Annotated in this window: 15 protein-coding genes; 7 read left to right on the top strand and 8 right to left on the bottom strand. The window is 70.6% G+C overall.

The window, feature by feature from the left end; translation table 11 throughout:
- Nucleotides 1-386: 386 nt before the first annotated feature.
- Entirely contained in the window at nt 387-569 is a 183-nt protein-coding gene (locus tag BMW88_RS10745; RefSeq protein WP_245777698.1) for a DUF397 domain-containing protein, read from the bottom strand.
- Between the two features lie 33 nt (nt 570-602).
- On the bottom strand, nt 603-1,448 hold the full coding sequence (locus BMW88_RS10750; protein ID WP_089950497.1) for a helix-turn-helix domain-containing protein: 846 nt from the start codon (nt 1,446-1,448) through the stop codon (nt 603-605).
- A 166-nt stretch (nt 1,449-1,614) separates the two neighbouring features.
- Here BMW88_RS10750 and BMW88_RS10755 point away from each other — a divergent pair, with 166 nt between their 5' ends.
- Both BMW88_RS10755 and BMW88_RS10760 read left to right on the top strand, forming a co-directional pair.
- Entirely contained in the window at nt 1,615-1,932 is a 318-nt protein-coding gene (locus BMW88_RS10755) for a hypothetical protein (RefSeq protein WP_089950498.1), read from the top strand.
- A 395-nt stretch (nt 1,933-2,327) separates the two neighbouring features.
- A complete protein-coding gene (locus BMW88_RS10760; protein WP_089950499.1) occupies nt 2,328-4,541 on the top strand; it encodes a SulP family inorganic anion transporter in 2,214 nt (737 codons plus the stop codon).
- Nucleotides 4,542-4,597: 56 nt separating this feature from the next.
- Here BMW88_RS10760 and dacB read toward each other — a convergent pair whose 3' ends face one another.
- Both dacB and gndA read right to left on the bottom strand, forming a co-directional pair.
- Nucleotides 4,598-6,133 carry a D-alanyl-D-alanine carboxypeptidase/D-alanyl-D-alanine endopeptidase gene (dacB, locus tag BMW88_RS10765; RefSeq protein ID WP_089950500.1) on the bottom strand — a complete coding sequence of 512 codons (1,536 nt, stop codon included), beginning with the start codon at nt 6,131-6,133 and terminating at the stop codon, nt 4,598-4,600.
- Nucleotides 6,130-7,560, bottom strand: a complete 1,431-nt coding sequence (gndA, locus tag BMW88_RS10770) for an NADP-dependent phosphogluconate dehydrogenase (protein WP_089950501.1) — start codon at nt 7,558-7,560, stop codon at nt 6,130-6,132. Before gndA ends, dacB begins: the two co-directional genes overlap by 4 nt.
- Nucleotides 7,561-7,681: 121 nt before the next feature.
- Here gndA and BMW88_RS10775 point away from each other — a divergent pair, with 121 nt between their 5' ends.
- Entirely contained in the window at nt 7,682-7,984 is a 303-nt protein-coding gene (locus BMW88_RS10775; protein ID WP_089950502.1) for a DUF2218 domain-containing protein, read from the top strand.
- On the opposite strand, the gene BMW88_RS10780 is transcribed toward BMW88_RS10775, so the two are convergent.
- Complete coding sequence (locus BMW88_RS10780) at nt 7,967-8,560, bottom strand: LysE family translocator (RefSeq protein WP_089950685.1); 594 nt, start codon at nt 8,558-8,560, stop codon at nt 7,967-7,969. The genes BMW88_RS10775 and BMW88_RS10780 overlap by 18 nt on opposite strands.
- A gap of 59 nt (nt 8,561-8,619) precedes the next feature.
- Here BMW88_RS10780 and BMW88_RS10785 point away from each other — a divergent pair, with 59 nt between their 5' ends.
- Nucleotides 8,620-9,126, top strand: coding sequence for an Lrp/AsnC family transcriptional regulator (locus tag BMW88_RS10785; protein WP_089950503.1), 507 nt, complete (start codon nt 8,620-8,622; stop codon nt 9,124-9,126).
- On the opposite strand, the gene tesB is transcribed toward BMW88_RS10785, so the two are convergent.
- Entirely contained in the window at nt 9,101-10,012 is a 912-nt protein-coding gene (tesB, locus tag BMW88_RS10790; protein ID WP_089950504.1) for an acyl-CoA thioesterase II, read from the bottom strand. The genes BMW88_RS10785 and tesB overlap by 26 nt on opposite strands.
- A gap of 116 nt (nt 10,013-10,128) precedes the next feature.
- Nucleotides 10,129-11,553, bottom strand: a complete 1,425-nt coding sequence (gene pyk, locus BMW88_RS10795; RefSeq protein ID WP_089950505.1) for a pyruvate kinase — start codon at nt 11,551-11,553, stop codon at nt 10,129-10,131.
- A gap of 64 nt (nt 11,554-11,617) precedes the next feature.
- Here pyk and BMW88_RS10800 point away from each other — a divergent pair, with 64 nt between their 5' ends.
- On the top strand, nt 11,618-11,962 hold the full coding sequence (locus BMW88_RS10800) for a VanZ family protein (RefSeq protein WP_089950506.1): 345 nt from the start codon (nt 11,618-11,620) through the stop codon (nt 11,960-11,962).
- On the opposite strand, the gene BMW88_RS10805 is transcribed toward BMW88_RS10800, so the two are convergent.
- Entirely contained in the window at nt 11,910-12,557 is a 648-nt protein-coding gene (locus tag BMW88_RS10805; protein WP_089950507.1) for a DUF2461 domain-containing protein, read from the bottom strand. The genes BMW88_RS10800 and BMW88_RS10805 overlap by 53 nt on opposite strands.
- Nucleotides 12,558-12,633: 76 nt before the next feature.
- Here BMW88_RS10805 and BMW88_RS10810 point away from each other — a divergent pair, with 76 nt between their 5' ends.
- Nucleotides 12,634-14,553, top strand: a complete 1,920-nt coding sequence (locus BMW88_RS10810; protein WP_089950508.1) for a helicase-associated domain-containing protein — start codon at nt 12,634-12,636, stop codon at nt 14,551-14,553.
- A 52-nt stretch (nt 14,554-14,605) separates the two neighbouring features.
- Nucleotides 14,606-17,470 carry an NACHT domain-containing protein gene (locus BMW88_RS10815; RefSeq protein WP_089950509.1) on the top strand — a complete coding sequence of 955 codons (2,865 nt, stop codon included), beginning with the start codon at nt 14,606-14,608 and terminating at the stop codon, nt 17,468-17,470.
- Nucleotides 17,471-17,483: the final 13 nt, after the last annotated feature.

Here is a 17,483-nt window from a genome sequence, read left to right on the forward strand (position 1 = left end):
ACCTGCGCGAACGACTCGGAGAAGGCCGAGAACCTCGAACCGCAGGGGTTCCTCGCCGTGCGTCACCGATCTGTCCTTCGCCTGTGGGCCACCTGGAGCTTGAAGATCACTTCAGTCGGGCTCCAGTCGTGCTGTAGAAGGCATTCTTACGCTTAGCGTGTCCAACCAACCACAGACGGCGAGATCAACGGAAACCGGAGATCGCCCGGCAGGAGCAGGTTGGACCGGACAGCGGAACACCCGCTGCTCCCCATGATCGACGTGGGTCGGCCGGCGTGCAAGGGGCATCCAGCCCGCGGCGGCGGAACGCCGGCCGACCCATGTCCCCTCGTGCGACGAGGCCCGGCTGGAAGTCTCCCAGCCGGGCCTCGTCGTCCACCTGCCGATCAGCTGACGAAAGAGTCCGTCTTCGCGGCGAGGAGGAAGGTCTCCCACCCGGTGCCGCCGAACTCCAGCCGCGCCCCGTCCGCGTTCTTGCTGTCGCGGACAGCCGCACCGCACGAGACGAGCGCGATCTCCACGCAGTCAGGACCACTGGCGGACGAACGGCTGCTCTTGCGCCAACTCAAGCTTTCCACTCTGTGCTCACTCCCGGTTTCGAGTCACGCGAGAGTGCGAGCGACTTCGGTGATCAGGGATGCAGACTCCGCCGGGTTGAGGGCGGTTCTCACCAGGCGCTCGTACACCTCGGCGTACCGACTGACGTCACTTGCCTGCTCCAAGTAGACGCCGCTTCTAGTGGTCTCGATGTACACCACGTCGGGGTCGAGCTGCTCGGGGAAGCTCAGGATGACGAACGGCCCGTCCATCGCAGCGTGACCACCGGCGCTGAACGGCACGACCTGCATCGTGACGTTCGGCATCGCACCTACATCGAGCAGACGCGCCATCTGGCAGCGCATCACCTCGACGCCGCCGACGAGCCTGCGCAGGGCGGCCTCGTCGATCACGACGTGCAGGCGCAACGGGTCGTCCTCGCTCAGCAGGGCCTGCCGAGCCTTGCGCAACCGGACCCGCCGGTCGATCTCCCGGCCGCTCGCGTCCGGCAGCACCCGGGAGATCAACGACCTCGTGTACGCCTCGCACTGCAGCAGGCCCGGGATCATCAGGCCTTGATAGGTCCTGATCGAGTCCGCGTCGGCCTCGTACCCCACGTAACGACCGGGCACGATGTCGCCGTACTCGTCCCACCACGCCTTGCGGCGGGCTTCCCTGGCCAGCTGGACCAGTTCACCGAGGGTGGCGGCGTCCGCACCGTAGGCGGCGAGCATGTCCCGCACGTCGCGCGGGCTCACCCCCACCCGCCCGGTCTCGATGCGGCTGATCTTCGAGGCGGAGCACTCCAGACGCTCCCCCACCTCGTCGATCGTCAGCTCGGCCGCTTCACGCAGGCGCCGCAGCTCGCTCACGAGCCGGCGCTTGCGCAGGGTCGGGCTGCTACCCCGCATGACGCCTCCTGGGTGGCATCCACACCTCCTGGTCGGTCTCAGTTTGAGAGCAAAGGAGCGCGTCGCAAAGGGACGTCATCCATTCGTGTACTGCAACTTGCAGATCGCAGGGAGCGCGCGACAGGCTGCATGCGTTGCTCACGCAAGGACTGGAGCTCTGAGCCTGATGGCCGTCACGGTGTTCAGCCAACTGGACAGGTCGCTGCACTCCCACCTGGCCACGCTCACCGACCTGGCCCAGCGCGGCGACGACCAGACCGCCCTCGTGCTCGCCAGGGTAGAGCTGCCGAAAGTGGTCGCGGTGGTCAAGGCGCTGCTGGACGAGCACCAGCCCGACGAGCACGGCCGGTGCGCCACCTGCAGGCGCGGCTGGTTCTCCCGGCGGATGCCCGCGCCGTGCCGTGCGTACCTCTCGGCGCAGCTGATCCTGACCGTGGTCGGGCAGGAGACTTCGCACGGCAAGCACCTGCGCTCGGTCGGCTGAACCGGGAAACCCGACAGTTCCTCGGAACTGTCACGACTTGGGCCGGCTCCGCACCCCCCGACCGGAGCCGGCCCTCCTTCGTCGTCACAGGGCGTGACGCCCGCAGCGAAGATCAACACGGTTGGCTGAAAGATCTGTCACAGCACCGGTTCCGCCGTCATCATGGTGGTCACGCGGCCCTGTCTCGACCCGATGCCTGTGCCGACACGGAGGTGTTCCCGTGCCGACCCCGCATGACCGCGCCGACGCGCTCGACGCCGTCCGGCCACGCCGGCTGCTGCCCTTAGAGCGCCCCTAGAGCGCTCCTCCACAACTCCCTCCCCGCCCTGTGCCCGTGCCGTCCTGCGCCGGTGCCACACAGGGCCATGGGTCATTCCAGGAAAAGGAACGTTGTCGTGAACCACCCGCAGAAGTCCGACGCCGGCGAGCACACCCCGCACGGCCCACCGCTGGTCCTCAGGCACGACGTGCCCGCGAGCTTCGTGCTGTTCCTCATCTCGATCCCGCTGTCGCTCGGCATCGCGCACGCCACCGGCGCACCGCTGATGGCCGGGATCATCTCGGCGATCATCGGCGGTGTGGTCGTCGGCGCGCTGAGCGGCGCGCCGTTGCAGATCAGCGGCCCGGGCACCGGGCTGGTGGTGGTCGTGGCCGGGCTGGTGGCGCAGTTCGGCTGGGCGGCCACCGCGGCGATCACCCTGGCCGCGGGTGTCCTCCAGATCGCGCTGGGGCTCACCGGGATCAGCCGGCTGGTGCTGTCGCTGTCGCCGTCGGTGGTGCACGGGATGCTCGCGGGCATCGGCATCTCCATCGCCGCCGGGCAGCTCGTGGTGGTGCTGGGCGGCACCGCCGAGTCGACCGTGCCCGCGAACCTCGCCCTGCTGCCCGCGCGGCTGGCCGGGTCGAACGTCGGCTCGCTCGCGGCCGGGGCGGTCGCGATCGGCGCTTTGCTGCTGTGGCCCCGGATTCCCCGCGTGTCGGTGGTGCCCGCGCCGTTGGTCGCCGTCGCCGCGGCCACGGCGCTCGCGCACGCGCTGCACCTCGACGTCGCCCGGGTCGACCTGCCGGACAGCCACGCGCTGGTGTTCCCGGAGATGCCGCGGGGCAGCACGGGCGCGGTGCTCTCCGCCGTCGTCGCCGTGGCGCTGATCGCGAGCATGGAGTCGTTGCTCTCGGCCGTCGCGACCGACCGGCTGCACGACGGGCCGCGCGCCCGGCTCGACAAGGAGCTCGTCGCGCAGGGCACCGGCAACGTGCTCGCGGGCGCGCTGGGCGGACTGCCGATCAGCGGCGGGCTCGCGCGCAGCTCCACCAACGTCGCCGCGGGCGCGAAGACCCGCTACAGCGCGATCCTGCAGGGCGTGTGGATCGCGGTGGCCGTGCTGGCGTTCAGCAGCGCGCTGGAGCTCATCCCGCTGCCCGCGCTCGCGGGCGTGCTGTTCGTCGTCGGGCTGAAGCTCGTGTCGCCCGCCAGGATGCGGACGCTGTGGAAGCACCGGGAGTTCCTGGTGTACGCGGCGACCGTGCTGGGCGTCGTCCTCTTCGGCCTGCTGGAGGGGGTGGCCGTCGGGCTGGCCATCGCGCTGCTGCGCGCGTTGTACCGGTTGACGCACTGCTCGGTGCGGGTCGAGGGCAACCGGGTGTGCGTGCGCGGATCGCTGGTGTTCCTGGGCGTCGGGCGGCTCGTGCGCGAGCTGCGGCGGTTGCCGCTGGGCCAGACCGTGGTGCTGGAGCTGCACATCGACTACCTCGACCACGCGTCCTACGAGGCGATCAACGACTGGCGCGAGGGCTACGAGCGGCTCGGCGGGCGCGTGCAGGTCGACGAGGTGCACGACACCTGGTACGACCGGGCGAGCCAGGGCGAACCGGGGCGGCACAAGACGTTGCCCGGTCCGCTGCCGCGCTGGTTCGCGCCGTGGTCGCACTGGCAGAGCTCGCCGGAAGCGGTGACGCTGCCCGCCCAGCGGTCCTCCGCCGAGAGCGATCCGATGATCCGGGGGATGCACGAGTTCGAGCGGCGCTCGGCGCCGCTGGTGCGGCCGTTCCTGCACGAGCTCGCGGTGCGGGGACAGCGGCCGCAGCAGCTCTTCATCACCTGCGCGGACTCCCGCGTGGTGCCCAACCTGATCACCACGTCCGGGCCGGGCGACCTCTTCTGCGTGCGCAACATCGGCAACCTGGTGCCGACGCCGGCGGCGGACGACAGGTCGGTCGGGGCGGCGATCGAGTACGCCGTCGGGATCCTGAACGTCAGCACGATCGTCGTGTGCGGGCACTCCGACTGCGGCGCGATGAAGGCGCTGGTGCAGGGCTCCGCCCCGCGCGGCTCGCACCTGCACTCGTGGCTGCGCAACGCGGATCCGTCGCTGATCCGGTTCCACGCGCCGGCGTCGTCCGGCTGCGCGGACCTGCCGGTGGCGGACCGGCTGGCCGTCGTGAACGTGGCGCAGCAGCTCGACAACCTGCTCGGCTACCCGAGCGTGCGGGAGGCGATCGCCGCGGGCACGCTGACGTTGAAGGGCATGTACTTCGACATCTCGAACGCCCGCGTCTACCTGGTCGACCCGGACCGCAACGGGCTGGACCCGGTGGGCTCACCGGCCTAGGAAGCACCGGAGCCGCCCCGGAATCCCAGGGCGGCTCCAGTGTCGTTCACGAGCGGCTAGCAGGTGCCGATCCAGGAGCACTCCACGTCGAAGCGTTCCTGCGCGGGCACCTTGGCGCGTTCCTGCGCCGGCGCCTTGCGCTGCTGCGGGACCGTCTGGACCTGGGGTGCCGCCACCTGGGCACCGCCGTCCGAGGCGAGGCGCACGGCGACCCTGTCCTCGATGGTCTTCGGGCTGTTGAACAGCAGCACGTTGTTCTGCACCAACGAGAACACGAGATCACGCCCGGCCTGCGTCCGCACGTAGCCGGACAGGGCCGAAACGCCGCTGAGCGATCCGGTCTTGGCCTTCACGTTGTTCGCGGCCGGGGTGTTCCTCATGCGGTTGACCAGCGTGCCGTCGACACCGGCGACCGGCAGCGACGCCTGCCACGTGGCGAACCACGGCTTCGTCTTCGCCTTGATCAGGATCGACGCCAGCGCGTCCGGCGAGAACTGGTCGAGCCGGGACATGCCGGAGCCGTCGAAGACCTCGACCGCGTTCGGGTCGACGCCGAGACCGGCCCACTTGGTGCTGAGCTGGTTGACGCCGTTGGTGAACGACCTGCCAGCCGACTTGACCAGCACCTCGGCCAGCATGTTGTTGCTGTCCTTCATCAGCGGCGTGATGAGCTGGCCCAGCGACTGCGACTGGTCCGACGCGACCACCGTCGCGCCGGAGGGAGCCGCCGACCTGCGGACGTCTCCGGTGAACTCGATCCCGTTCTCCCGCAACGCGTTGCGGAACACCGACGAGACCACCGACGTCGGGTCCTTCACCGTCGACAGCGCCACCGTCTCGGTGTTCGTCGAGCCGCTGACCCTGATGATGTTCGTTCCGTGGTCCCGCTCGACGCTGACCCCACCGCTGCCGGTGGTCGCCGTGCTCACCACGTGGACGACGTCGTTCGCCGGTTCGACCGTGGCGACGACCGGGGCACCCGCCGCGGCGCCCGGCTTGACGCGCACGAGCACCGTGCCGGCGCTGAACTTCGCGTCCGGCGACAGCGTCAGCGCGGAGGTCTCCGCGCTGTAGGAGTACGGCTCGTCGTCCCACGCCCAGCCGGAACCGTACGGCTGCGCGTCGAACGCGGTGCCGTCGAGGACCAGCGAGCCGCTGACCTTCGTGACACCGCTGTTCTTCAGCGCCGCCGCCAGCGCCGCGTACCTCGACCTGCTCATCGTCGGGTCGCCGCTGCCGCGCAGGACCAGGTCGCCCTGCAACGTGGAGCCGCTGCGGGCGCCGGAGGAGAGCAGCTCGGTCTTCCACCGGAAGTCCGGGCCGAGGAGGTCCAGCGCCGCCGCCGTCGTGAGGAGCTTCAGGTTCGAAGCGACCTGCTGGCGGCGGGAGCTCGTCCTGCTGTACACGACGTCGCCGGTGTTCGCGTCGCGCACGACCAGGCCGACGTCCGCGCCGGTGAGCGCGGGGTCGGCCAGGATCGTGTCGAGGTCGCGGGTGAGCGCCTCGTTGTCACCGGCGACCGCGCCGCCGCTCGACGTCAGGGTCAACCCCGCCGTCGCCGCGACGACCACCCCCAGAATTCGCAGTTTCACGCTTCCACCTCAGACCTGTCGCCCGACCACAAAGTGTGGAAGCTACCGGTCCTGTCGATGCGCCTGTACGTGTGTGCGCCGAAGAAGTCCCGCTGCCCCTGGACCAGGGCGGCCGGCAGGCGCTCCGAGCGGAGGCCGTCGTAGTAGGCCAGCGCGGACACGAACCCCGGCGTCGGCACGCCGGACTCCACCGCGCGGACCACGACACGCCGCCAGGCGGCCTCCGCGTTCTGCACCGCGTCGCGGAAGTAGGTGTCCACCAGCAGCGAGGCGAGGTCCGGGTTCGCGTCGTAGGCCTCGCGGATGCGGTTGAGGAAACGCGCGCGGATGATGCAGCCACCACGCCAGATCGTCGCCATCGCGCCGAGGTCGATGTTCCAGCCGAAGTTCTTCGACGCCTCGCGCATCATGTCGAAGCCCTGGGCGTACGCGACGACCTTCGACGCGTACAGCGCCTGGCGCACGTCCTCGACCAGTTCGGCGTCCGGCTTCGCGACGACCTCGCTGGCGCCGAACGCCTCGCGCACGGCCTTGCGCTGGTCGGTGTGGCCGCTCAGGCTGCGCGCGAACACGGCCTCGGCGATGCCGGTGACCGGCACGCCCAGCTCCAGCGCCTCCTGCACGGTCCAGCGGCCGGTGCCCTTCTGCTCCGCCGCGTCCTCGATGACCTGCACGAGCGGCGTGCCGTCGGCGTCGACGTGCTTGAGCACCTCGGCGGTGATCTCGACCAGGTACGACTCCAGGTCGCCCGAGTTCCACCGCGTGAAGACCTCGGAGATCTCGGCGGGCGTCTGGCCGCCGATGCGGCTCAGCAGGTCGTACGCCTCGGCGATGAGCTGCATGTCGGCGTACTCGATGCCGTTGTGGACCATCTTCACGAAGTGCCCGGCGCCATCCGGCCCGACGTGCACGCAGCACGGCTGACCGTCCACCTTGGCCGCGATCTCCTCGAAGACCGGACCGACGTGCTTGTACGACTCCGCGGGACCGCCCGGCATGATGCTGGGGCCGTTGAGCGCGCCCTCCTCGCCACCGGAGATACCGGCGCCGACGAACAGCAGCCCCTTCTCCTTCAGGGCGGCCTCACGGCGGCGCGTGTCGTTGAAGTGCGCGTTGCCGCCGTCGATGACCATGTCGCCGGGCTCCAGCAGCCCGCTCAGCTCGTCGATGACGGCATCGGTGGGGCCACCCGCCTTGACCATGATGATGATCTGGCGCGGCGTCTGCAGGCTGTCGACCAGCTCCTGCAGCGTCTCGGCGCCGACGAAGTCGCCCTCGTGGCCGTGCTCGTCGAGCAGGGCCTTCATCTTCGCGGGCGTCCGGTTGTGCACGGCCACCTTGAAACCGTGGCGCGCGAGGTTGCGCGCGAGGTTGCTGCCCATGGTGGCGAGACCGGTGACCGCGATACGTGCTTTGCCTTCCGTCATAGCGGACAGCCTGCCGTGTTCTTCGCCGTTCCGCGAGGTGTCACAGGGTGTTCTCATATTCCGTTTTGCCAGGTGAACCGCATCACTCCGCGGTACGTACAGCTAGGCGTAACTTGGCTTCATGACGGAATTCACGAGCGTGGGTCGCTCGGCGACCGACCGCGCCTCCCGCTACGGCTCGCAGCTGGTGAAGCACTTCACGCACAAGGACCTGGAGGGGTCCTGGGAGGACGGACGCGGTTTCGTCCGCTTCTCCCTCGGCCTGGCCGAGTTCACGGCTTCGGACGACGCGTTGGTCATGCGCGTGGTGTCGTCGTCGGAAGAGGACGTGGCCCGCTTGCGCGACGTCGTGGAACGGCACCTGGTCCGGTTCGGGACTCGCGACGAGCTGACCGTCACGTGGGACTCAGACAGCGAGAACTGACGCCGCCATCCCGATGAGAGCGGTCCCGCAGATCCGCTCGAACGTCGTGCGCACCCCCGGCCTGCTCAGCAGGCCGCCCAGCTGCCGCGCCGACGGCACGACGACGACCCAGAACGCCGCGAACACGCCGACGGTGACCGCGCTGAGCAACGCCGCCTGCGGGAGCGGCGCGGCGTGCGGGTCCATCGCCTGCGGGACGAGGCTCAGGAACGTGAGCATCACCTTGGGGTTCAACAGGTCGCACAGCAATCCACGAAGGAACGCGTTGCCCCTGGGCCGCTGCCCGGCGGCCGGCTTGCTCGCCGTCCGCAACGTCGTGAAGCCGATCCAGGCGAGGTAGAGCGCGCCGATCGCCTTGACCGCGAACAGCGCCGCCGGAGCCGCCGCCACGAGCGCGGAGAGGCCGACCGTCGCGAGCGTGGCGTGGACCAGCAACCCGGTCACCACCCCGAGCGCCGCCTGAACGCCCCGGCGCAGGCTGTGCACCGCGTTCCCCATGATCAGGACGAAGTCCGGTCCCGGCACGACCATGATCACCAGCAGAGCGGCCAGGAACGACGTCCACGCGATGTGCATGGCCGGATCGTCCGCCACTCGTTCGAGCTCGTTCCAGCAGGTCAGTACGATGTTCGGTCATGCGCGAACAAGCCGAACTGGATTCGGTCGACTGGCACATCCTGGAGGAGTTGCAGAACGACGCGACGCTGCCGAACAGGACCCTGGCGGAGATCGTCGGACTGGCGCCGTCGTCGTGCCTGCAGCGGGTCCGGCGGCTGCGCGAACTCGGCGTGATCACCGGCTGCCACGCCGTCGTCGACCCGGCGACCACCGGGCTGCCGCTGGAGGCCGTGATCTCGGTGAACGTGCGGCCGCACACCCGGCCGGTGGTGGCGGCGTTCCGCGCGTTCGTGATGGCGCAACCGGAGACGCGGTCGCTCTTCCACGTCTCCGGGCAGGCCGACTTCCTGATCCACATCGCGGTCGCGAACTCGACGCACCTGCAGGCGTTCCTGATGGACAAGATCGCGTCGCGGACCGAGGTGCGGAACCTGACCAGCTCGGTGGTGCTGGAACGGGTGGAGACGCGGGCCCTGACGCCGCCCGCGGGCCTACGGCCTACGCATCGGCGCCGGAAGGCTTGATCACCCGGATCAGCCCTTCCTGCACCACCGTCGCCACCAGCTCCCCGGCCCGCGTGAAGAACCGGCCGGTGGCCAGCCCCCGGTTCCCGGAAGCGGTCGGCGAGGTCGTGTCGTACAGCAGCCACTCGTCGGCCCGGAACGGCCGGTGGAACCACATCGCGTGGTCCAGCGAGGCGCCGAGGACCTTGTCCAGTCCCCAGTAGACGCCGTGCCGCGCCAGAACGCCGTCCAGCAGGGTCATGTCGGACGCGTAGGTCATGACGCAGAGCTGCAGCATCGGGTCGTCCGGCAGCTTGCCGTCGGCCTTCATCCACACCCGTGACGCCGCCTCACCCGGACCGTCCTCACGCGACTCCCACGGCGGTTCGGTCACGTAGCGGACGTCGATGGGGCGCGGGAAGTTCAGGTTCACCAGCGAGTAGCCGGCGACGGACTCGCCCCACGTCGGCAGGGACTCGGGATCGGGCACCGCGGGCATCTCCGAGGAGTGCTCGACGCCCTGCTCCTCCACCTGGAAGGACGCGGACAGCGAGAAGATCGCCTTGCCGTGCTGCACGGCGACGACGCGGCGGGTCGTGAACGAGCGGCCGTCGCGGATGCGGTCCACCTCGTAGACGATCGGCACGCGCGGGTCGCCGGGGCGGATGAAGTACGAGTGCAGCGAGTGCACCCGGCGTTCCACCGGGACGGTGCGGCCGGCGGCGACCAGGGCCTGGCCCGCCACCTGACCGCCGAAGACGCGCACCGGCGACTCGGCGGGCGAGACACCGCGGAAGATGTTCTCCTCGATGCGTTCCAGGTCGAGCAACGCGACCAGGTCGTCCACTGCGGATTGCCCGCTCAGGCCCGACGGGCTCTCGGCAGCGGCACGGGCGGCCTCAGTCACGGCAGAACTCTCCCTCTTGCACCTTCGTCGGACACGGCACCGGCCCCGCGCCCCTCACACCAAGTATGAGGGGCGCGGGGCCGGCATCACGACGTGTCAGGCTGAGAGACCAGCCACTACGCGTGGTCGTCCTCGCCCAGCCGGTGCACCCGGATGAGGTTCGTCGAACCGATGGTGCCGGGAGGCGAGCCGGCGACGACGACCATCAGGTCGCCCGCCTGGTAGCGGCCGATCTCCAGCATGGCCGTGTCGACCTGGCGGACCATCTCGTCGGTGGACTCCACCTTGGGCACGAGGAAGGTCTCGGTGCCCCACGTCAGCGACAGCTGCGAGCGCACCGCCGGCTCCGGCGTGAAGGCCAGCAGCGGCAGGTGCGTGTGCAGGCGCGCCAGGCGGCGGACCGTGTCGCCGGACTGTGTGAACGCGACCAGGGCCTTGGCGTTGAGGCGCTCGCCGATGTCGCGGGCCGCGTAGGAGATCACGCCGCGCTTGGTGCGCGGGACGTGCGTCAGCGGCGGCACGACGGTCGACTCGGTCTCGACGGCCTCGATGATGCGGCCCATGGTCTTGACCGACTCGATGGCGTAGCGGCCGACCGAGGTCTCACCCGAGAGCATCAGGGCGTCCGCACCGTCGAGCACCGCGTTCGCGACGTCGGACGTCTCGGCGCGGGTCGGGCGGGAGTTGGTGATCATCGAGTCGAGCATCTGGGTCGCGACGATGACCGGCTTGGCGTTCTCGCGGGCGATCTGGATCGCGCGCTTCTGCACCAGCGGCACGTGCTCGAGCGGCAGCTCGACGCCCAGGTCGCCGCGGGCGACCATGACGCCGTCGAAGGCCAGCACGATGGCCTCGAGGTTGTCGACGGCCTCCGGCTTCTCGATCTTCGCGATCACCGGGAGGCGCTTGCCGCCCGAGCGGTCCATCACCTGGTGGACCAGGTCGATGTCGGCGGGCGAGCGGACGAACGACAGTGCGATGAAGTCCACGCCCAGCGAGAGCGCGAACTCGAGGTCCTCGATGTCCTTCTCGGAGAGCGCGGGCACGGACACGTCCATGCCGGGCAGCGAGAGGCCCTTGTTGTTGCTGACGGGTCCACCCTCGGTGACCTCGCACACGACGTCGGAGCCCTCGACGTCGACGACCACGAGGCCGACCTTGCCGTCGTCCACGAGCAGGCGGTCGCCGACCTTGGCGTCCTTCGCGAGCTCCTTGTACGTCGTCGACACGCGGTCGTGCGTGCCCTCGACGTCCTCGACGGTGATGCGGACGATGTCGCCGGTGTTCCAGTCGACAGGACCCGCCGCGAACCGGCCGAGCCGGATCTTGGGGCCCTGGAGGTCGGCGAGGATGCCCACGGCGCGGCCGGACTCGTCGGCTGCCGCGCGGACCATGTCGTAGACCTGCTTGTGGTCGGCATGGCTGCCGTGGCTGAAGTTCATCCTGGCCACGTCCATACCGGCCGCTACCAGGTCGCGGATCTTGTCCGGCGTGCCAGTGGCGGGACCGAGGGTACAGACGATCTTTGCGCGTCGACTCACGTCTAGAGAGACTAGCCCTCCGTCCTGGACCGATCCCGAACTACTCCTCGGTAATGTTCTGCCAATGGGTCGAGTGCTGCCATTCGTGATCGCGGCGTTGCTCAGTGTCGTCGTTCTGTTCACCCCGGAGTCAGGTGTGCCGACCGCGCCGCCTGGTACGGACAAGGTCGTGCACGCGGCGTTGTTCGCGTTGCTCGCCCTCACCGGCCTTTACGCGAAGATTCCTCGCATTTTGCCGCTGCTGGTGGTCTACGCGGGTGTCTCGGAGGTGCTCCAGCAGGTCGTCACGCCGCTGCGGCGCAGCGGCGACGTGCTCGACGCGCTGGTGGACGTCGCCGGCATCGCGCTCGGCTGGGCTATCGCGACCTGGATTCGCTCACGCCGACGTGGTCCTCGCACCACGCGTTGAGGTCCCTGAGCTGCCGCCACGACTTGCGCACCCGGTCCAGGCACCCCGGCTCGTGCAGCACGTCGTCGGGCTCCCAGACCTTGCGCACGTAGATCGAGCGGTGCCGGAGCAGGTCGAGGTGCGGGTGGTCGTCGGCGAACCCGCGCGGCTTGGACCTCATCACGTCACCGGCCAGCCGCCAGCCCTGCTTCACCAGCTTGTCGACGATCCCGCGCAGCAGGACGCCGTGCGCGCCGACCGAGGCGCGGTAGCGGGCGAGCTGGTCAGGGGCCATGTGGAACGAGCCACCGCCGGTCATCAGGCCCTCGGGGCTGAGCTGCACGTAGTACGCGCCGCCGCCGCGTCCCTTCTCGATGACGCCGCCGCAATGCGTCTTGTACGGCGTCTTGTCCTTGGCGAACCGCACGTCGCGGTACGGCCGGAACACCTTCCCCTCGCCGAACTCCTTCTCCAGCGCGCGCAGCAGCGCCTCCATCGGCGCCCGCACGTCCCGCAGGTAAGTCTCCTTGTTGTCTTCCCAGTACGCCTTCGAGTTGTCCAGGACCAATCCGTCGTAGAAGTCGATGGCGTACTCGCCGAAACCGCTGAACGTCACCGCTTCAGCCTAGGCCGATCGCCCAAGCGCGTGAAAATTCGTTTGAGAACGCACAATCGGGACCATAATCCGGTGAATGCCTCGCCGTATCAACGCGCTCGCGACCTGGCTCCACCAACTCGAACCGGACGAGGTGACCGCGATCCTCGTGCATCGGCGTGACGTGGCGGACCGCTTCATCCGGACGTTGAAGGACCTCGCGACGCAGCTCACCGACGCGGACTCGGTGCGCGCCGCCGAGGACACGCTGGACCAGGGCGCGCTCGACGTCCTCGGCGCCATCGTGGCGCAGGGCGGCTCGGGCACCGTCGACACGGTGTGCGCCGAGCTGCGCTGCACGACCGCCGGCTTCGAACGGGCCTTCGCCGAGCTCGGCCGGCGGGCGCTGGCGTGGCCGGAGGGGCCGAGGCTCGTCGCGGTGAACTCGGTGCGCGCGAGCGGCGCGGCGACCGGACGGCTGACGCCGCGGCCCCAGGCCCCGGCCAAGCGCACGGCACCGGAGATCTCCCCCGTCGTGCCCGCGATGTCCACTGTGGACGGAGTGGCGCGCCTGCTGGCCTACTGCGACCAGGACAACTTCGACGCCCGCTACACCGGCGGTGTAGCGACGGTGGAGATCCGGCGGGTCGCCAGGGCGCTGCGGGTCGCCGACGGCGTGCTGCGGCTGTGGCTGGAGCTCGCGGCCGAGGCCCAGCTCGTCGGCGTGGACCGCTCGCGGCTGCTGCCGACGAGGCAGGGTGACGACTGGCTCGCCGCGCGGCCGGGCGCCCGGCTCGCGGCGCTGGTGAACGCGTGGCCGCGGATGGACTGGCGGCCGGAACCCGACCAGGCGCGGGCGGCGTTGCGCGACTACACCGGCTCGGCGGGGCTGGTGCTGCGGCGCAGCGCGTTGGAGAGCTTCTCGGCGCACGAGGCGTTCCTGGACATGGGTGAGCTGGTGGCGCAGCTCGTCTGGGAGCGTCCCGCGGTGCACGACGAGCGGGCGACGGCGGCGGTGATCGGCGAGATGGAGTCGCTGGGGCTCATGGCCGGCGGCGCCCTGACGCCGCTGGGCGTGGCGGTGCGGGAGAACGGTGACGTCGAGGCCGCCGCGGCCCTGCTCATGCCACCGGCGACGGAGAGGGCCCTGTTCCAGACCGACATGACCGCGGTGGTGACCGGGCTGCCCTCACCGGAGCTCAGCGCCACGCTGGACCTGGTGGCCGACCTGGAGGACAACGACACCGCACGGGTGTGGCGGCTGTCGGCGGGATCGGTGCGGCGCGCGCTGGACACGGGGTTGTCCGCGCAGGACGTGCTCGCGCGACTGGCAGCCGTGGCGGAGGCACCGCTGCCGCAGGTCGTCGAGCACCAGGTGCGGGACGTGGCGCGGCGGCACGGGCAGCTGACGGTGACGGACGTGGCGAGCTGCCTGCGGGCCACGGACTCGGCGCTGCTGCAGGAGATCGCCCGGTCCAAGCGGCTGGCGCCGCTCGAGCTGCGGTTCCTGGCGCCGACGGTGCTGGCGTCGGGCAAGCCGATGGCGGAGACGCTGGCGGCGTTGCGGCGGGCCGGGTACGCGCCGACCGGACTGGACGCGGGTGATCAGTCCATTGTGGAGAGTGTCGAGCGGCGCCGGGCGCCGGCGCGGGGCGAGCGCCGGCCGGAGAGCTGGTGGCGTACCGAGCTCGACGACCTGGAGCTCACCCAGCTCGCGGTCAGGCTGGTGGAGCAGGAACGGCCGACCGTCGGGCGGGGCGCCCCGCGGGCCGGCGCGGCGCGGATGCTGCGGGACCAGAACGTCGTCCTGTGCGACGAGGAGGTGCTGGTCCTCGCCTCCGCCCTGGTGGACGGGCAGCGCGTCGCGATCGAGTACGCGAGCGGCCCGCGCGAGCTGGAGTCGCACGTGATCATCCCGACCAAGCACCTGGAGGGCGTGTTGAGCGCCGACTGCGCGGACGGCACGAGCAGGGAGTTCGACATCGGGCACGTCCGCAAGGTCGCGCTGCCGGAATGAACAGCTGGTGAAGTTCCGGGAAGCGCGGTGATCACGTGCCGATACTGGCGATGTGCCCGATCCGTTTTCCGCCGGACTGCTGCTGGTGCTCGAGACCGCGCTGGAGCGCGTGCTGCTCGGTCTCTTCGACGTGGTGCACAAGGGGGCCAGGAACAAGAAGCGGCAGCGGGAGCTGACCCGGCCGGGTCCGCTGGTCGAGCGGGTCTCCGGCGAGCTCGCCCGGGGTGAGCTCAGCACCGTCGAGCAGCACGAGTGGCAGGCCGCGGTGGACGCGGTGCGCGAGTCGCTGGAAGCGGCGCTGCCGTTGCGCGAGGACGAGGCGCTGCGGGTGATGCTGACGCCCGAGTCGCTGCGCGCGTACGTGCTGACCAGGTCGGAGAAGATCCGGCGGGCGGCGGGCCTGTCCGACCACGCGACGGCCGTCCACGACGCGCTGCTGACGCGGGTCTGCGTCGCCGTGGTGGAGCTGGTGTGGTCGCAGCCGGAGTACGCGCGGCGGCTCGCCGTGGAGATGTTCCGGATCAGCCGGGCGACGGCCGATGCCGTGGCCCGCCTCGCCGACCGGCAGCAGGTGGCGCTGGCCTCGTCGCACCGGGACTTCGAGGACCGCTACGCCGACCAGGTCTCGCACTCGCTGGGCGGGCTGGAGCTCTTCGGCGTGTCGCGCGGGCGGGCGCCGCGGCGGCACTCGTTCGACACCTCGTACGTCTCGCTGGCGGTGGCACGGGTCGGCGACACCGACGAGCTGACCGGTGCCGGGCTGCCGGTGGCGGCGGCACTGGCGGACACGCCACGGGTGCTGATCCGGGGCGGCGCGGGCGCGGGCAAGACGACGTTCCTGCGCTGGCTCGCGATGAACGCGCTGGGCGAGACCCGGACCTCGGGCAACGAGTGGCTCGGGCTGGTGCCCTTCTTCGTACCGCTGCGGCAGTACGCGACGCTGCCGAAGCCGGAGGAGTTCATCTCGTCGACCGCCTCGATGATCGAGGAGGAGAAGCCGTCCGGGTGGGTCACCGCGCGGCTCAAGGAGGGACGTGCGCTCGTCCTGGTCGACGGCGTGGACGAGCTGGTGTCGGAGCGGCGCGAGGAGGCGCGCCAGTGGCTCTGCCGGCTGGTGAACGCCTACCCGCAGGCCAGGTACGCGATCACCACGCGCCCGGCGGCCGTGCCGGAGGACTGGCTGGAGGAGTGCGACTTCGCCGCGTTCGACCTGCTGCCGCTGAGCGACAAGGGCGTGCGCGACTTCGTCGAGGCCTGGCACACCGCGGCGCGCGACGAGCCGGGGCTCACCCGGGACGCGCGGGTGTGGCTGACCGACTGCGAGGCGCGGCTGCTGGCGACCCTGGGCAGGCGTCCCGACCTGCGGCGGCTCGCGTCGAGCCCGTTGCTGGCGGGGCTGTTGTGCGCGTTGCACCAGGACCGGAACATGCACCTGCCGCGCGATCGGCGGTCGCTGTACGAGGCCGCGCTGGACCTGCTGCTCGTGCGGTGGGACGAGGACCGCGGGCTCGCGCTGCCGTCGTTCTCCAAGGAGGAGCAGCTCGTCCTGCTGCAGCGGTTCGCGTACTCGCTGGTGCGCAACCGGGAGCTGACGGTGCCGCGCGAGGAGGCCGTGCACCGGCTCGGGAACGCGATGCGGGGGCTGAGGTCGCACGACATCGACCCGGACGAGGCGATGCAGCGCCTGCTCGAACGCGCGGGGCTGCTGCGCGAGGTGTCGTCCGAGCGGGTGCAGTTCGTGCACCGCACGTTCCGCGACTACCTGGCGGCCAAGGAGGTCGTCGACGCGGGCGACCTGAACCTGTTGGTGGACAGGGCACATCTCGACGAGTGGCATGACGTCGTGGTGATGGCGGTCGCCCACGCCCGGCCGCGCGAACGGGCTCGCGTGCTGATGGACCTGCTGGCGGGCAACGACGACACGCGCAAGGACGAGCGCGGGCGCGACAAGCTGCGGCTGCTCGCGCTGGCGTGCCTGGACCAGGCCGACGTGATCGAGCCGGAGACGGCGCGGGCGCAGGTCACGCAGGCCGCCGCCGCGCTGATCCCGCCGACGAGCTTCGCGCACGCCGACGCGCTGGCCGAGGCCGGCTCGTTCGTGGTCGACCTGCTGCCGGGACCGGAGGCCGCGGAGGAGGCCGCGTACGTCGTGCGGACGCTGGCCAACATCGGCGGCGACGGAGCGTGGGAGCGGCTGGCGGAGTTCGTGGCCGTGGACCACGCGATGGTCATCGACGAGCTGCTGCGGGCGTGGCGGAACACGCCGGACGCCGAGAAGTACGCCAGGAGCGTTCTGTCCAAAGTGGACTTCGGCGACCGCAGGGTCGACGTCCGCGGCTGGCACCGGATCCAGTTCATCATGCACCTGGAGAAGCTGCGGCACGTGCGGTGCATCGGAAACATCAACCCGCTCGACCCGCTGGGCGCGATGCCGTCGCTGCACCGGCTGGAGCTGTGGGAGAACGAGGTCATGCGCGACCTCTCGCCACTGGCCGGTTCCCGGTCACTCAAGGAGCTGCACCTGAGCCGGTGCCGGCCACTCGGGCGGATCGACCTGTCCCCGGTGAGGGACCTGGACGAGCTGCACCTGCACTTCAGCCGGGTCGAGCTGGCGTCGCTCGCGGGCGGGTCGCTGCGGCGGCTGCAGATCCGCGACTCCGGGACCGACGACGGGCTGGAGGCGTTGCCGGAGCTGCCCTCGTTGCGGGAGCTCGCGATCGACCACCGCCCGCCCTACCCGCTGACGGGGCTGCGGCGGTGGCCGACCATCACGACGCTGGAGGTCTTCGGCGTGCCCGCGCCGGACGACCTGCGCGCGCTGCCGGCGCTGGAGCACCTGGTCGTGCACCAGCCGGAGTCGGCGGCCCGGCTGGAGGAGCTGCGCGCACAACTGCCGGGCGTGCGCGTCACGACGTGACGCCGGACGAGCT

The organism is Lentzea xinjiangensis (genome assembly GCF_900110955.1).
Taxonomy (GTDB): Bacteria; Actinomycetota; Actinomycetes; order Mycobacteriales; family Pseudonocardiaceae; genus Lentzea; species Lentzea xinjiangensis.

Coding starts and splice junctions, on each gene's coding strand:
- BMW88_RS10750 (WP_089950497.1), bottom strand. CDS start 1,448: ATGCGGGGTAGCAGCCCGACCCTGCGCAAGCGCCGGCTCGTGAGCGAG.
- BMW88_RS10755 (WP_089950498.1), top strand. CDS start 1,615: ATGGCCGTCACGGTGTTCAGCCAACTGGACAGGTCGCTGCACTCCCAC.
- gndA (WP_089950501.1), bottom strand. CDS start 7,560: ATGACGGAAGGCAAAGCACGTATCGCGGTCACCGGTCTCGCCACCATG.
- BMW88_RS10775 (WP_089950502.1), top strand. CDS start 7,682: ATGACGGAATTCACGAGCGTGGGTCGCTCGGCGACCGACCGCGCCTCC.
- BMW88_RS10780 (WP_089950685.1), bottom strand. CDS start 8,560: ATGCACATCGCGTGGACGTCGTTCCTGGCCGCTCTGCTGGTGATCATG.
- BMW88_RS10785 (WP_089950503.1), top strand. CDS start 8,620: ATGCGCGAACAAGCCGAACTGGATTCGGTCGACTGGCACATCCTGGAG.
- BMW88_RS10800 (WP_089950506.1), top strand. CDS start 11,618: ATGGGTCGAGTGCTGCCATTCGTGATCGCGGCGTTGCTCAGTGTCGTC.
- BMW88_RS10810 (WP_089950508.1), top strand. CDS start 12,634: ATGCCTCGCCGTATCAACGCGCTCGCGACCTGGCTCCACCAACTCGAA.